14 protein-coding genes are annotated in these 14,477 nt (G+C 62.5%); 8 read left to right on the top strand and 6 right to left on the bottom strand.

Features of this window, described 5'->3' with window-relative positions:
* Nucleotides 1–96: 96 nt before the first annotated feature.
* Nucleotides 97–1,137 carry a D-xylose ABC transporter substrate-binding protein gene (xylF, locus tag LCM4573_RS01950; protein ID WP_071004148.1) on the bottom strand — a complete coding sequence of 347 codons (1,041 nt, stop codon included), beginning with the start codon at nt 1,135–1,137 and terminating at the stop codon, nt 97–99.
* A gap of 205 nt (nt 1,138–1,342) precedes the next feature.
* Here xylF and LCM4573_RS01945 point away from each other — a divergent pair, with 205 nt between their 5' ends.
* Nucleotides 1,343–2,566 (top strand): ROK family transcriptional regulator, encoded by a 1,224-nt coding sequence (locus LCM4573_RS01945; RefSeq protein WP_071004147.1) that lies wholly within the window; start codon nt 1,343–1,345, stop codon nt 2,564–2,566.
* Between the two features lie 4 nt (nt 2,567–2,570).
* Nucleotides 2,571–2,783, top strand: coding sequence for a hypothetical protein (locus LCM4573_RS01940; RefSeq protein ID WP_071004146.1), 213 nt, complete (start codon nt 2,571–2,573; stop codon nt 2,781–2,783).
* 116 nt (nt 2,784–2,899) lie between these two features.
* Here the strand turns inward: LCM4573_RS01940 and LCM4573_RS01935 are convergent, their stop codons facing one another.
* The gene (locus LCM4573_RS01935; RefSeq protein ID WP_071004145.1) at nt 2,900–3,367 is read right to left on the bottom strand and encodes a hypothetical protein; all 468 of its coding nucleotides are present in this window, start codon (nt 3,365–3,367) and stop codon (nt 2,900–2,902) included.
* Nucleotides 3,368–3,478: 111 nt separating this feature from the next.
* On the opposite strand from LCM4573_RS01935, the gene LCM4573_RS01930 reads away from it, so the two are divergent.
* Both LCM4573_RS01930 and LCM4573_RS01925 read left to right on the top strand, forming a co-directional pair.
* Nucleotides 3,479–3,727 (top strand): type II toxin-antitoxin system Phd/YefM family antitoxin, encoded by a 249-nt coding sequence (locus tag LCM4573_RS01930; RefSeq protein ID WP_071005131.1) that lies wholly within the window; start codon nt 3,479–3,481, stop codon nt 3,725–3,727.
* Complete coding sequence (locus LCM4573_RS01925; protein WP_071004144.1) at nt 3,724–4,137, top strand: type II toxin-antitoxin system VapC family toxin; 414 nt, start codon at nt 3,724–3,726, stop codon at nt 4,135–4,137. Before LCM4573_RS01930 ends, LCM4573_RS01925 begins: the two co-directional genes overlap by 4 nt.
* Before the next feature lie 40 nt (nt 4,138–4,177).
* On the opposite strand, the gene LCM4573_RS01920 is transcribed toward LCM4573_RS01925, so the two are convergent.
* The 3 genes from LCM4573_RS01920 to LCM4573_RS01910 are packed head-to-tail and all read right to left on the bottom strand — an operon-like array spanning nt 4,178 to nt 7,359.
* On the bottom strand, nt 4,178–5,002 hold the full coding sequence (locus LCM4573_RS01920) for a transglutaminase family protein (RefSeq protein ID WP_071004143.1): 825 nt from the start codon (nt 5,000–5,002) through the stop codon (nt 4,178–4,180).
* Nucleotides 5,003–5,018: 16 nt separating this feature from the next.
* Complete coding sequence (locus LCM4573_RS01915) at nt 5,019–5,960, bottom strand: alpha-E domain-containing protein (protein ID WP_071004142.1); 942 nt, start codon at nt 5,958–5,960, stop codon at nt 5,019–5,021.
* A gap of 4 nt (nt 5,961–5,964) precedes the next feature.
* Entirely contained in the window at nt 5,965–7,359 is a 1,395-nt protein-coding gene (locus LCM4573_RS01910; RefSeq protein ID WP_083347316.1) for a circularly permuted type 2 ATP-grasp protein, read from the bottom strand.
* A 322-nt stretch (nt 7,360–7,681) separates the two neighbouring features.
* Here LCM4573_RS01910 and LCM4573_RS01905 point away from each other — a divergent pair, with 322 nt between their 5' ends.
* From LCM4573_RS01905 to LCM4573_RS01890, 4 genes are all read left to right on the top strand, one after another.
* Nucleotides 7,682–8,560: a DMT family transporter gene (locus tag LCM4573_RS01905; protein WP_071005130.1), complete on the top strand. Its 879-nt coding sequence runs from the start codon at nt 7,682–7,684 to the stop codon at nt 8,558–8,560.
* A gap of 162 nt (nt 8,561–8,722) precedes the next feature.
* A complete protein-coding gene (locus LCM4573_RS01900; RefSeq protein ID WP_071004140.1) occupies nt 8,723–9,475 on the top strand; it encodes a gluconate 2-dehydrogenase subunit 3 family protein in 753 nt (250 codons plus the stop codon).
* A gap of 10 nt (nt 9,476–9,485) precedes the next feature.
* Entirely contained in the window at nt 9,486–11,252 is a 1,767-nt protein-coding gene (locus tag LCM4573_RS01895) for a GMC family oxidoreductase (RefSeq protein ID WP_071004139.1), read from the top strand.
* Nucleotides 11,249–12,460: a cytochrome c gene (locus LCM4573_RS01890; protein ID WP_071004138.1), complete on the top strand. Its 1,212-nt coding sequence runs from the start codon at nt 11,249–11,251 to the stop codon at nt 12,458–12,460. The genes LCM4573_RS01895 and LCM4573_RS01890 overlap by 4 nt, the downstream gene beginning before the upstream one ends.
* A 74-nt stretch (nt 12,461–12,534) precedes the next feature.
* On the opposite strand, the gene LCM4573_RS01885 is transcribed toward LCM4573_RS01890, so the two are convergent.
* The gene (locus LCM4573_RS01885) at nt 12,535–14,286 is read right to left on the bottom strand and encodes a DEAD/DEAH box helicase (RefSeq protein ID WP_071004137.1); all 1,752 of its coding nucleotides are present in this window, start codon (nt 14,284–14,286) and stop codon (nt 12,535–12,537) included.
* Nucleotides 14,287–14,477: the final 191 nt, after the last annotated feature.

Genomic DNA, 14,477 nt, shown 5'->3' with positions numbered 1-14,477 from the left:
TCAGCCGCTTTTCCGAAAGCGCGGCCGCGTCATCTCGCGACGAAAACCGACGCCGCGGCACAAGCTGCGGCGTCGGGTTGTTCAGGATCGAGACCCTCAGTTGCAGGCGGCGACGGAGCCGGCCTTCACGCCCTGGCAGGCTTCCGCCTTGCTGATCCAGCCGGCCTCGATGACGACGTTCAGGTTGTCCTGCGTGATCGGCTGCGGGGTCAGGAAGACCGATTTCATGGCGACACCCTTGGCGCCGCCGGAGAAGGTCTGCACGTTCGGGATTTCGTCCATCGTCTTGCCGCCGGCAAGCGCCAGCGCGATTTCGGCGGCGTGTTTGCCGAGCTCGCGGCTGTCCTTCCAGACGGAGACCGTCTGCGTGCCGAGCGCCACGCGGTTCAGCGCCGCCTTGTCGGCATCCTGGCCGGAAACCGGCACGGAGCCGGCAAGGCCCTGGGCGTCGAGGGCTGCAATCGCGCCGCCGGCCGTGCCGTCGTTGGAGGCCACCACCGCATCGACCTTGTTGTCGTTGGCGGTCAGGAACTGCTCCATGTTCTTCTGGGCGTTTTCCGGCTTCCAGCCGTCGGTATAGGCTTCGCCGACATTCTTGATCTTGCCGCCATCGATGGCCTCTTTCAGCACTTCCATCTGGCCGGCGAACAGGAAGTCCGCGTTCGGATCGGCCGACGAGCCCTTGATGAAGACGTAGTTGCCTTCCGGCTTCACCTTGAAGACTTCGCGGGCCTGCATGCGGCCCACTTCCTTGTTGTCGAAGGTGATGTAGAAGGCCTCCGGGTTTTCGATCAGGCGGTCATAGCCGACGACCGGAATGCCTTCGGCGGTCGCCTTCTCGATCGCGGGGCCGATCGCGTCGGAATCCTGCGCCAGAACGATAAGGGCATTGGCGCCCTGGGAGATCAGCGATTCGACATCGGTGAGTTGCTTGGCTGCCGAGGACTGGGCATCGGCGGAAATATATTTCGCGCCGGCGGCTTCCAGCGCCTTCTTGATCGCGGCCTCGTCGGTCTTCCAGCGTTCTTCCTGGAAGTTCGACCAGGAGACGCCGACGACGAGTTCCTGGGCCATAACTGCTGTCTGCATGGAAACGAAGACGGCCGCGCCGGCCATCAGCTTTACGAAAGCGTTCATAATGTCCTCCCGAGTGACGGCGGATGGGCCTTGAAGCCTCCGAGCTCTCCCCCCGCCCAGATTGCTGTCCAAGATTTTTTCTCGACAGTCGAGAAATTAGATGTCAGAGATTTTGAAAGCTGTCAATCGGCGCTTGTCGCGGAGGAGGCGCTGCCGTATCGACAGGGAGCGAGGATAAGGAGCGGGTCACCCGCGCGGCGAGGGAATGCTGGCAAAATCGAGCACGGAACTGGTCCGGCAGCAGAACAGCGCGCTCGTGCTTTCGGCCCTGCGGCGCCATGGGCGGCTCGCGCATACCGAGATTGCCGATGCCACGCGCCTCGCCTCCGCCACCGTTTCTGCCATCACCGCCGAGCTCGAGCGGGCGCGAATCATCGAGAAGATAGAGCAGCAGTCCGCCGGCGGGCGCGGAAGGCCGCGCGTGCTCTTCAGCCAGCGCCGCGATTGCGGCTATCTCGTCACGGTCATCATCTCGTCCGATTCCATCCAGTATTCGCTTGTGGATTACGCGGGAACGCTGCTCGACCGCTTCACCGAACCGCGCGGGGAGGGCGGCACGGAGGCTTTCATCGCCTCGATCTCGGCGGCGCTGGAGCGGGCGGTGGAGCGTTCGCGCATCGACCGGCGCAGCGTTCTTATCGTCTCGATCAGCAGCAAGGGTCTTCCGCATCCGAGCGAGCCGGTGCTCGTCTGGTCGCCGGTCTTCGGAAGCCAGGCGGTGGATTTTTCACGCGCGCTCGGACCGGGCTGGAATGCCAAAGTGATCCTCAACAACGAGACGCTGCTGGTGGCCGGCGCGCTTCTGGAACGCGAGGCGCGGCGCGAAGCCGGCGCCTCCACGCTCGCGGCACTTTCCCTTGGGCACAGCATCGGTCTCGGCATCGCACGGACGACTGCGTCAGGCGTCAACGAAATATCGGCGCCCAATTTCGGGCACATGCTGCATGTTCCGAACGGCGCGCTCTGCCGCTGCGGCGCGCGCGGCTGCATCGAAGCCTATGCGGGTTTCTACGCAGTGCTGCGCACCGCCTTCGAAGTGCCGCTCGATACCATTCCGGCGAAATTCGTGCCGCTCGGCGAGATCGACAAGATCGCGGCGCGGGCGCGCCAGGGCGGGCGGATGGCCCAGCTCGCCTTCCGCCAGGCGGGAATCGCGCTCGGCAACGGGATTTCGCGGCTCCTGAGCCTGCATGGCCATATGCCCGTCTTTATCACCGGACCGGGCACACGGCATCAGGACCTGCTTGAGGCCGGCATCGAAGAGGGGCTTTCCCAGACCCAGGTGGTGCGGCTCGGCGGCATGCCGGGCCTGACCGTCGTGCCGGATGAAGCCTCGCTTGTGTTCGAAGGCCATCTCAATCTTGCTTTTTCGATCGCGGACCAGGATATCATCGCCGCCAAACCGCATATGCAGGCCGCAGGGGAATGACGCCATGATCGATCCGGACCATCCTTTCTACAAACCGCTCTGGCGGCGGATCCTGATTCCGGCGGTCTGCTGGATCTGGGCGATCATCGAATTTGTCGGCGGCGAGCCGTTCTGGGGCGTCATCGTCGGCGCGCTCGGCGCCTATGCCACCTACAAGCTTTTCATCGAGAAGCGGCCTCCACCGGCGGAGAAGCCTGTGGATGAGGGGCGGGAGTAAATCGAAGCCCCGTCACCCCTGTGCTTGTCACAGGGGTCCAGCAGCGTCGCGTCTGCGACGCGAAAGGGTCTTTTCACGCGAAGGACTTCGAATGACCGGATTCCTGAGACCTTCTGCTACCGCAGGGAAAGTTCCCTGATCGCCCTGTCGATCAGCTGGTTCGCCGTCTTCATGCGAGTGTTCGCATTGTCGCGAAGCTCTTCCGGCACGCCGTCGGGATGGTTGGCCCTTGCAAACAGCCGGCGTTTTTCGGCAAGCGTGGCAGCGGTTTCATCCGGTCCGAGCGCGAGATCGGCGGCGATCTCCTCCGGGCTCAGGCGCAGGAGGTGTTCCGGAGGAGGTGTGGGCGCTTCGGCAATAGCCTCAGCCGCCGGTTCGGCAGTCGTTGCCGGCTCGGGAGGAAAGGCGAAATAGGCGTCGAGTTCGCCCGCGGCCGCCGCTTGTCCCTCGACCGTTTCGGCAACGAAGCCCGAGCCGAGCCCCTTTATCCGGAAGCTCGGTTCATTCTGCTCGCTCTCATTTTCCGCCTGCTCTTCCTTCAGCCGTGTCAGTACCGACTGAAAGACGGATTGCCCGAACAGCATGGATCATCCTCCTTCCGGCGAGGAGAGCATGCGGAGATGGCGCGGGGCTTGCTCTGTTGCTTATGGTTGTTGATGACTATATACATGGTAACATGTACAGGAGATATGGTCATGAAGGCTAAGACTGTTGCTGCCGCCGAATTCAAGGCGACCTGCCTGCGCTTGATCGACGAGATCAATGAGGATGGTGAGCCCATTACTATTACTAAACGAGGGAAGCCGGTCGCGGTGCTTGCGCCCGTTGCCGAAAAAGCTGGCGAAAAGAAAGGTATTGTGGGCGTCATGAAGGGCTCCGTGCTGCGCTATGATGACCCCTTCGCTCCTGCAATCGACCCCAGCGAATGGGAAGCCCTTAAATGATATTGGCTGATACCCATGTGGCGGTGTGGGCGGTCGAGGAGAGCAGTCGTCTCGGCCGAAATGCTCTTCGATTGCTGAACGAGGCTGCGGAGGCCGATGCCCTTTTCATATCGGTAATCACCTGCTGGGAAATCGCATTGCTCGCCGAACGCGGCAGGCTGGCCTTGAATTTGGAGGTCGGCTTATGGATCGATCAGAACCTGAACAGGCCAGGTGTCAAGTGGGCGCAACTTGAGCCGGCGATATCGGTCGATAGTGTTCGGTTACCCGGAAATTTTCACAGCGATCCTGCAGACAGGTGGCTTGTCGCCACTGCTCGCCATTTCGGAATTCCAATTCTCACAGCAGATCGCCCCATTCTGGCCTACGGGGCGCAAGGCTACGTTGCTGTAGTGGATGCTTCGCGCTGATTCCAACCACCTCAGGTGCTAGGAGTTCTTCTAAAACTCCTCATCCCTGCGTCTGGCTCTGCCCCTGCTTCCGCGAAACCGTCAGTGAAACCTTGAGGCTTTCGCTGGTGGCGCTGCCGATGCGAAGGCCGGAAACTGGTGCGCAATCCCGATAGCACAGGCCCGAGGCGATCCGCACATAGTGGCCGTCCGGGCATATCCTGTTCGCGGCATCGAAGCCCACCCAGCCGAGGCCCGGCACATGCGCCTCCGCCCAGGCGTGGGTGGCGACCTGTTCGGTCTTGTCGTCCATCAGCAGATAGCCGGAGACATAGCGGGCCGGAATATCGAGAAGCCGGACGGCGGCGATGAAGATATGTGCGTGGTCCTGGCAGACGCCGGTTCTCGCCTCAAGCGCCTGTTCGGCGGTGGTTTCCGTGTCGGTCGCGCCCGGCGTGTAGGCGACGGTTTCGTGGATCGTCTCCATGAGCGAGTGCATCTTCGCAAGCTCGCTGTTGCCGGTCAGGCTTCCCGCCAGCTCGCGGATGAGCTTGCCCGGCCTCGTGCGCGGTGTCTCGCGCAGGAAGAGCCATAGCGGGCAAAAGCCCTGATGGTAGCCGTAGACGCCTGCGCGATCCTCGATCTCCACTTCGCCGCCGGCGACGATGCGGATCATGTGTTCGGCGCCTTCGGCCGAAACGAGTTCGACCCGGTTGCCGTATTGATCGGCATAGCCGGTTTCGATCTTCGCGCCATCGGCAGCCACCGACCAGTCGATGATTTTCTGGCCCGGACCGGTCACGGGCGTCAGCCTCAGGCGCTGCAGCGAGTAGGACACAGGCGCGTCGTAGAGATATTCCGTCGTATGCAAGATTTTCAGCCGCATGGGCGCTGATCCTGACTTATTGGTAGAAGCGATAGCCTTCGGAAATTTCGACGCTCAGCTGGTTGTTGCGGCTGACGAAGCTCTGCAGGAAATCGTGCAGGCCCTGGTCCATGATCTCTCCGATCGACCCGCGTTTCAGCGTCGTATGGATGGCATCGGCGGTCTCGTGCGCCCTCAGCCGCTCGCCATAGTCGTCGGCAAGGTTTGCCAGATTGCCGACGATCTTCTCGTAGCAATAGGCCAGCGAGCGCGGCATCTGCACCTTGAGGATGAGGAAGTCGGCTATGTTTGCGGCGTGATATTCCCCGTCATAGACCCAGCCGTAGGAGCGATGGGCCGAGACGGATCGCAGGATCGATTCCCATTGCATGTTGTCGAGCACCGAACCGACCTGACCGATCGAGGGTAGCAGCACGTAATATTTCACGTCGATGATGCGGCTCGTATTGTCGGCCCGTTCGATGAATGTGCCGATGCGCGAGAAGTTGTAGATCTCGTTCCTCAGCATCGAGCCGTGGAAGGCGCCGCGAATGAGGCCGCAGCGGTGCTTGATGACGTCGATCAGTTCCGGCAGGTCGGCCGCCTTGACCTTGCGTGCAAGCCGCGCCTTCAAGTCGATCCAGCACTCGTTGGTGGCCTCCCAGGTCTCGCGCGTCAGGGCGGTGCGCACCATGCGGGCATTGTTGCGGCCGGCCTCGATGCAGGACATGACGCTCGAAGGGTTGGCCTGGTCCCGCAGCAGGTAATCTGTCGCATTGGCGGCGGTCACCGTGTCGTGGACCTCGCTATAGGCGTCGCGCACGCCCGCGCTCTGCAGCACTCCGTCCCAATCTTCGTCGCCGGTGCCTGTGCGGGTCAGCGAGACGCGAAGGCCCGCATCCACGAGGCGGGCGATATTCTCGGCCCGCTCGATATAGCGGAACATCCAGTAGAGGCCGTTTGCAGTTCTTCCCAGCATCGCCTCAATCCTCCAGAACCCAGGTGTCCTTGGTGCCGCCGCCCTGGCTGGAATTGACCACCAGCGAGCCTTGTTTCAGCGCCACGCGGGTCAGCCCGCCGGGTATGATCTTCACCTTGTCGGAGACGAGCACATAGGGGCGCAGGTCCACATGGCGGGGAGCAATGCCCTTGTCGACGAAGATCGGCACGGTTGAAAGCGCCAGCGTCGGCTGGGCGATGTAGTTGCCGGGCTTCGCCTTCAATTTTTCAGCGAAGTCGGAACGCTCCTGCTTCGTGGCCGTCGGCCCGACCAGCATCCCGTAGCCGCCGGAACCGTGAACCTCCTTGATGACCAGTTCGCTGATATGCTCGAGCACGTATTTGAGGCTTTCCGGCTCGGAGCAGCGCCAGGTCGGCACGTTTTCGAGCAGGGGCTTGCGGCCCGTGTAGAATTCGACGATCTCGGGCATGTAGGAATAGATCGCTTTGTCATCGGAAATGCCGGTGCCCGGCGCGTTGGCGATGGTGATGTTGCCGGCGCGGTAGACATCCATGATGCCGGGAATGCCGAGCGCGGAATCCGGCCGGAAGGTGAGGGGATCGAGGAAGTCGTCGTCGACACGGCGGTAGAGCACGTCGATCGCCTCGTAGCCACGCGTGGTGCGCATCTTCACCCGCCCGTCGATGACGCGCAGGTCGCCGCCCTCGACCAGCTCGACGCCCATCTGGTCGGCCAGGAATGAATGCTCGTAATAGGCCGAATTGTAGATGCCCGGCGTCAGCACCGCCACGCGCGGGCGCCCCTTGCAGCCGGGAGGCGCGAGCGATGCGAGCGACTGGCGGAGCAGCCGGGGATAATCCTCCACGCGCTGCACCTTGTTCTTGGTGAAGAGCTCCGGGAACATCTGCATCATGGTTTCCCGGTTCTCCAGCATGTAGCTGACCCCGGAAGGCGTGCGGGCATTGTCTTCCAGCACGAAGAACTGGTCTTCTCCGGTGCGCACGATATCGGTGCCGACGATGTGGGTATAGACGCCGCCCGGCGGTTTGAAGCCGATCATTTCCGGCAGGAAGGCGGAGTTCTTCTCGATCAGTTCGCGCGGGATGCGGCCGGCCTTGATGATCTCCTGCTTGTGGTAGATGTCGTCCAGGAAGGCATTGAGGGCGAGCACCCGCTGCTCGATGCCCTGCGCCAGCTTTCGCCATTCGCGGCCGGAAATGATGCGGGGAATGATGTCGAAGGGGATGAGCTTTTCGGCGCTTTCCTCATGTCCGTAGACCGCGAAGGTGATGCCCGTCTTTCTGAAGATATTCTCCGCATCCTGGGCTTTGCGGATCAGGTGTGCCGCATCCTGGCCGGCATACCATTCGTGATAGGTCTTGTACGGCTCTCGCGGAAGGTTTTCCGCAGTCAACATTTCATCGAATGCCAAAGGCGCGTTCCCCTTTTTACGCCATGAAAGTACAACACGAGGAGCAATGCAAGAACCGTGCGCAATTGCCTGGAAAGTTTCCGAAAATCTCAAAAGCGCCGCCGCAGATACTTTTCGGCCACGTTTTTTCGACTGCCGGCTATCTCCTTTGAAGGATGCCGGCCCGGCCATGCCTCAGAAATCATCAACTGCCCGCGCGCTGTTCAAGCGCGGCTCATCCTATCGATCAGTTTTTCTGCTTTGACGCGGAAGGCCGCGCGTGGCTAATCAGGCGAATCTCCTGACAAACGGCCAGCGCCGGAACCCCATTATGCTCGATCGTCTGGCTCCGGCCCTCTTCGTTTTTCTGTGGTCCACGGGTTGGATCGTCGCGAAATATGCGGCCGCTCATGCCGATCCGCTGACCTTTCTCGTCGTGCGCCATGGGCTCGCCACGGCCGCTTTCCTGACGCTCTGCCTCGTCGTGAAGGCAAAATGGCCGAAGACACAGGGACAGTTCGGTCACGCGATCGTTTCCGGCATCTTCCTGCACGGGCTCTATCTCTCGGGTGTCTGGTATGCGATCGGGCAGGGTGTGCCGGCCGGGCTTTCCGGCATCATCGCCGGGCTCCAACCACTTTTGACTGCCATGGCCGCGCCGTTTCTCGTCGGCGAAAGATTGAAGCCGGTCCAGAAGATCGGCCTCGTGCTTGGCTTCGCGGGAATACTCATCGCCATTTCGCCCCAGCTCCTGGATGTCTTCGATCGCGGGCTGGCGGGGCTTGCCTTGCCCGTCCTTATCAATCTGGTTTCGATGACCTCCGTCACCTACGGGACGCTCTATCAGAAGCGCCACCTGCAGGAGGGCGACCTTCTGACGATCGCGACGCTGCAATTCGTCGGCGCCCTCATAGTCACGGTGCCGCTGGCGCTCGCGCTGGAAAACCTGCGCTTCGACTGGACCCACGAGGCGTTGTTCGCCATGGGCTGGTCGGTTTTCGGCATCTCCATGGGCGCGGTCGGCCTGCTGCTCTACCTCATCCGGCGGGGGCAGGTCTCACGCGCCGCCTCGCTCATCTATCTGATGCCGCCGGTGGTGGCGATCGAAGCGGCCATTCTGTTCGGCGAGCCGCTGACCTTGCCGATGATCGTCGGCACGGTGATCGTGGTTGCCGGCGTCTACATGGTCAACCGCAAGAACGCATAGCCGCGATTTCACGGCGGTCAGATGAGAGCATGATTCACATTTCTCAAATTTAGCCTTGCCGACTCCCGCCGCCGCCCTAGGTGAAAATTGAACCGTTCGGTTCGATGCATCGGCGGGCGCTTTCCTGACGCGCCTTCGCCTTTTCCTTGGGGGAGTCTTCCTATGGAAAGACACTGTCTTGGGCGCCCCACGCGGCGCCAATTTCTCTCTTCCGTCGCATTCACCATTCTGGCCGGCAGCGCAGGCTCGACGCTTGCGCGTAGCATCTCCGGCGCCTTGCCGTGGGAGGCGCGCGCGGCCGATCCGCCGGTGCCGGTAACGCCCGGCGGCTGGCTGTTTTTCACGCCGGACGAAGTGACCACCATGGAAGCGGTGGTCGACCGGCTGATCCCGGCGGACGAGCTTTCGATCGGGGGCAAGGAGGCCGGCTGCGTCGTCTACATAGACCGGCAGCTTGCGGGCTATTACGGCAATTCGACCCGACTCTATACCAAAGGGCCATTCCTTCCCGGCCTGCCCACCCAGGGCTATCAGCACGAGCAGACGCCGGCGCAGCGCTATCGCGCGGGGCTTGCGGCGATCGACGCCTGGACCAGAGAAAACAAGGGCGGCAAGCGTTTCTCCGAGCTATCGCCTGAAGAGCAGGATGCCACGCTCAGGGATATCGAGGCGGCCAAGATCACGCTTGCCAATGGCGTGGACGCCAAGACCTTCTTCAACCTCATGCTGACCAATACGACGGAAGGCTTCTTCGCCGATCCGATCTATGGCGGCAACAAGGACATGGTCTCGTGGAAGATGCTAGGCTTTCCCGGCGCGCGGTACGATTACCGCGACCACGTTTCCAAGCACAATCAACCCTATCCCCTGCCTCCGGTCTCGATCGCTGGCTCGATGGAATGGATGAGCAGGTAGCGAGCACATCATGACCACCATTCTCCCCCGCAAGGACGTCGTCATCGTCGGCCTCGGATGGACCGGTTCCATTCTTGCCCACGAACTTACTGAAGAGGGGCTCGACGTCGTCGCGATCGAACGCGGTCCCTGGCGCGACACGGCCACCGATTTCAACATCGGCTATGCGCAGGACGAGCTGCGCTATGCCATCCGCCGCGATCTCTTTCTCCAGCCGATCGTCGAAACCTTCACCATGCGCAACGATGTCTCGCAGACGGCTCTGCCGATGCGCGATTTCGGCTCCTTCCTGCCCGGCAACGGAGTGGGCGGCGCCGGCGTCCACTGGAACGGCCATACCTGGCGCTTCTGGGACAGCGACTTCCGCATCGTCGATCATCTCAACGAGCGCTATGGCACTGGTCGCGGCGCGGATCTGCGATTGCAGAACTGGGGCATTACGGGCCCTGAAATCGAAAGCGCCTTCGACCGCTTCGAATATCTGGCCGGCATTTCCGGCAAGGCCGGCAATATCAACGGTCAGATCCAGGAGGGCGGCAATCCCTTCGAGGACCCGCGCTCGCGGGAATACCCCCTGCCGCCCATGCAGATGACCTATGCGCCGACCTTGTTTGCGGAAGTCACGAAATCGATGGGGTTTCACCCGTTCCCGACGCCCTCGGCCAACCTTTCGCAGGACTACATCAATCCGCTCGGCATCGCCATGGGTCAGTGCACCATGTGCGGCTTCTGCGAACGCTTCGGCTGCGCCAACTATTCCAAGTCGAGCGCGCAGACGACCATCCTGCCGGTGCTGATGAGGAAGAAGAATTTCGAGGTCCGCACCGACTCGGAAGTGCTGCATGTCGATCTCGACGTGGCGAAGAAGAACGCCCGCGGCGTCACCTATATCGACACGTCGGGGGAGGAGTTCTTCCAGCCGGCCGATATGGTGCTGCTCTGCGCCTATGGCTTGCATAACGTCCGGCTGATGATGCTGTCCGGTATCGGCCAGATCTACGATCCCAACACGGAAGAGGGAACGGTCGGGCGGAACTACTGCTACCAGACCAATTCCGGCGCGCAGATATTCTTCGACGACAAGAACTTCAACCCGTTCGTCGCTGCCGGCGCGCTCGGTCAGTCGATGGACGATTTCAATGGCGATGCCTTCGATCACGGCCCGCTCGATTTCGTGGGCGGCGCGGGCATCAACTGCATTCCCTCGAACGGCCGTCCGATCCAGACCCGCCCGACGCCGCCCGGCACGCCCCGCTGGGGATCGGAATGGAAGAAGGCGACCGTCGCGGCCTACAAGAGCACGCTCAACTTCTCCTCTCAGGGGTCGAGCTATCCGAGCCGCGGCAATTATCTCGATCTCGATCCCACCTATACCGACCGGTTCGGGCGGCCGCTGATGCGGATTACCTTCGACTTCCCGGACAACGACATCCGCATGTCCAACTGGATATCGGACCGCATGGAGGAGATCGCGAAGAACTTCGGCGGACGGCAATATGTCATCAACCGCCGCAAGAAGGGCTGGGATTCGGTTCCCTACCAGAGCACCCACAATACCGGCGGTGCGATCATGGGAACCGATCCGAGAACCAGCGCCGTCAACAAGTACCTGCAGAGCTGGGACGTGCCGAACGTCTTCGTCGTCGGCGCTTCTGCCTTTGCGCACAATGCCGGAAAGAACCCGACCGGCATGGTGGGCGCGCTCGCCTATCACGCGGCGGATGCCATCCGTCAGCAATATCTCCGCAACCCGGGTCAGCCTCTGGTGTCGGCATGAAGAAGATCGTCTTTTCCCTCACGCTTGCCGCTTCCGCCCTTTCGGCGGGACTTGCCTTCTCGCAAGCTCCGGACCTGGCGGACAAGATCATCCGCGGCCGCTATCAGGCAATCCTCGGCGATTGCGCCGCCTGTCACACCGCGCCGGGGGCGAAGCCGCTCTCGGGCGGGCTGCCGCTCGAAACGCCCTTCGGTCAGCTGATCCCGCCGAACATCACGCCCGACAAGGCGACCGGCATCGGCAATTGGTCGGAGGAGGATTTCCACCGGGCAATGAAGACCGGCATCGGCCATGACGGAAAACGGCTCTATCCGGCCATGCCCTATCCGGCCTATACCAAGATGAGCGACCGGGACATTTCCAATCTCTGGTATTATCTCAGAACCGTGGAGCCGGTCTTCAATCCGGTCGAAGCCAACCAGCTGCCGTTCCCGTTCAACATCCGCCTCTCGATGTTCGGCTGGAACATGATCAATTTCTCAGGCGGCGAGTTCAAACCGGACCCGAACAAGTCTGCCGAATGGAACCGCGGCGCCTATATCGTGGAAGGGCCCGGCCATTGCGGCACCTGCCATTCGCCGAAGACCTTCCTCGGTGCCGACAAGAACGATCAGGCCCTGCAGGGCGGCTCGCTTCAGGGATGGTACGCGCCGAACATCACCGGCAATCCCCATATCGGCATCGGAGGCTGGAGCGATGACGAGCTCGTGCATTATCTGAAGACCGGGGCGAATTCGCACACGATCGCATCCGGCCCCATGGCGGAAGCCATCACGGCCTCGACTTCGCTGATGACCGAGGGCGACCTGCGGGCAATCGCCACATACCTCAGGAGCAAGGAGGGTGGCCCGACCGAGAAACCGCAGCCGATCGCGGCGAGCGATCCGCACATGACGGCGGGCGCCGCCATCTATCACGATACCTGCTCGGCCTGCCATGGCGGTGACGGCAAGGGCGCGCGCCAGCTCTTTCCGGCGCTGGCCGGAAGCTCGATCGTCCAGCAGCCGAGTGCGGAAACGCTGGCAAGGCTGGTGCTGAACGGCAGCCAGGCGGTGCATACGCCCGAAGCGCGGACGACGCCTTCCATGCCGTCGCTCGGCTGGCGGCTCTCCGACCAGCAGGTGGCGGATGTGCTGACCTATGTCCGCAACAGCTGGGGCAACGCAGCGCCCGCGGTGGAGGCCTCGCAAATCGCCAAGCAGCGGTAACGGCGCCTCCCGCAAAAGAAAAAGCCGCCCGCAGCGATCAGGCTGCGGGTGGCTTTTCAATTCAATGGCCTCTATCAGGCCGGACGGCGCTTGCGGCCCTGCTGGCCGCCGCGATTGTCGGTGCGGTTGTCGTTGCCGAACCTTACCGGACCGCGATTTTCACCGTGGTTGCGGTTTTCGCCTTGCTTCTGGGCGGGACGGCCGTGGCCACCCTCATGCGCCTTGCGCTGGTTGCCGGCTTCGTGCGCGCCATGGGCGGCGTGCTCTCGCTTGCCGTGACCCTGGCTTTGGCCGTGACCATGCTGGCCCTTGCCGCGTCCGCCCTGGGGGCCGAACTGCTTCTTGGCCGGACGGAAATCGGAGGTCGTGGCGAGATCGTTGTCGGCTTCGAAGCGCGGCGCTTCCTCGCCGCGACGCTGGCCCCTGAAATCCCGGTTGGGGAAGTCCTCGTTGCGCCGGTTATCCCGGTTCGGACGGTCGCCATGGCGGCGCTCGCCGTTGGGACGCTCCCGGCGCTCTTCCGAACGGGCACCGTTTTCACCGCCCTCACTTGCGAAGAACGGTTTGCGGGCCGGGCGTTCGCGACGAGCGGGACGGCTTTCGCCATTGCCGCGTCCGCGATCCTGGCCGTTGCCATTGCCGCCACGATTGCCGCCGCGGTTGTTGTTGCCGCGAACGGGGCGGCTCAGTCCTTCCGGACGCTCGCCGGAGGCCGTGGCGATCTCGATGCCCATGAGCTTTTCGATATCGCGCAGAAGGCCGGTCTCGTCCGGTGCGCAGAAGGCGATCGCGACGCCTTCGCGGCCGGCGCGGGCCGTACGGCCGATGCGATGGACATAGGCGTCCGGCACTTCCGGCAGGTCGTAGTTGTAGACGTGGCTGACGGCCGGAATGTCGATACCGCGGGCGGCGACATCGGTGGCGATCAGGGTCTGGATCTCGCCGTCACGGAAGCCCTTGAGTGCCCGCTCGCGCTGGCCCTGACTCTTGTTGCCGTGGATCGAGGCGACCGAATAGCCGACATGGTCGAGATGCTTCATCAGCTTCTCGGCCGTGTGCTTGGTGCGCATGAAGACGATGGCGCGGCCATCCGGATTGGCGGTCAGCGAAGTCTTCAGGAGCTCGGTCTTGTCGTTCTTGCCGCCGACGAAGTGAACATATTGCTCGATCTTGTCGGCAGCCTTGCCCGGAGGCGTGACTTCGACCTTCACCGGATCGGTGAGGTAGTCGGCGGCGAGATCGGCGATCGCCTTCGGCATGGTGGCCGAAAACAGCATGGTCTGGCGGCGCTTCGGCACCATCTTGGCGATCTTGCGCAGATCGTGCACGAAGCCGAGGTCGAGCATCTGGTCGGCCTCGTCGAGCACGAGGAAGCGCACGGTCGTCAGCGAGATGGCGCGGCGGGCGACGAGGTCGAGCAGGCGGCCGGGGGTCGCGACCAGAATGTCGGTGCCCCTTTCGAGCTGCTGCTGCTGCTTGTTGATCGAGACGCCGCCGACGACCAGGTTGATCTTGAGCGGCCGGCCCTTGATGAAGTTCTTCAGGTTGGCGGCGATCTGGTTCACCAGCTCGCGCGTCGGTGCCAGGATCAGCGAACGGGTAGTGCGGTTGTCCGGACGGATGCCTTCGGCCAGCAGACGCTCGATCAGCGGCAGGCCGAATGCGGCGGTCTTGCCGGTGCCGGTCTGGGCCAGGCCGATCAGATCACGGCCTTCGAGGAGGAGGGGGATTGCCTGCGCCTGGATCGGCGTCGGCGTTTCGATGCCAAGCCCCGTGAGCGTGGCGACGATCTGCTTGGACACGCCAAGAGATTCAAAATTCGTCAAGTCGAATACCTTTCGGGGGCGCCAAAAGCATATGCGCCGGCACGGCACCATGCCATGTCGGCTACTTCTGGCGTCAAGAACCCCGCGTGAAGTGGGAACTTGTGAGTTGGAAACAAGCTTTCCAGCGCTGTGACCCTCAATTCCGAGAGGGCTTCTTCAAAATGCGCCTTGTTCCTTCTTCGCGATCTTGG

The sequence above is a fragment of the Rhizobium sp. LCM 4573 genome, assembly GCF_001854865.1.
Classification (GTDB): Bacteria; Pseudomonadota; Alphaproteobacteria; order Rhizobiales; family Rhizobiaceae; genus Neorhizobium.
This window is presented reverse-complemented; position numbering and strand designations above follow the sequence as displayed.